General features: G+C 56.8%; 1 pseudogene. It reads left to right on the forward strand.

Annotated features, from left to right (window positions below):
* Positions 1 to 623 (forward strand): annotated as a pseudogene (locus tag JMN37_RS11280) (hypothetical protein); the annotation flags it as partial.

The following is a 623-nucleotide window of genomic DNA, read 5'->3' on the forward strand; positions in this document are numbered from 1 at the left end:
GGCCAGCTTCCAGCGTGGTCGTTGGTTTGAGCGCATTGATGCTGGTGCAACGTTGACTGCTGCCATGCACATGGAGGTTGCAACCCAGGACAGTGCTGTTGATTCTGATGGTGACGGTCTGCCGGATGTCTGGGAGCGCGAAGGCGTCACCTTACACGACGGGACGGTCATGCCGCTTGATCAGTGGGGTGCTGATCCTGAGCGACCGGATTTGTTCCTGCAGCTTAATTGGATGAACTCGCAGTGGCAGCAGGCTGGCTGCGACACACCTGGTGCGGATACTGATGCATGCGCGCAGATGTCGGTGGCAAGCTACCGCCCACACCGCGATATTTTGCAGCAACTGGTGGATCGCTTCGACCAGTACGGGGTCAACCTGCACATCGATGCCGGTGATACCTACACCAACATTGCAAACTATCCGACGCGTCATGGTGGACAGACTGAAGCCTATGCACCGTACTACTTCGAGGGCACCATCCCGGGTATGAAGCTAGTCGAGAATATCGATACCATTTTGGGTGCTCGTGCGGCAGTCTTCCGGGTTGGTGTCATTGGTGATCAGATGCAGCGTGGCCACTGGGGTACCGGGTTGGCCCTGGTTGCGGATAACTCGTTTTATG

Source organism: Corynebacterium lipophilum, from assembly GCF_024102595.1.
Taxonomy (GTDB): Bacteria; Actinomycetota; Actinomycetes; order Mycobacteriales; family Mycobacteriaceae; genus Corynebacterium; species Corynebacterium pseudogenitalium.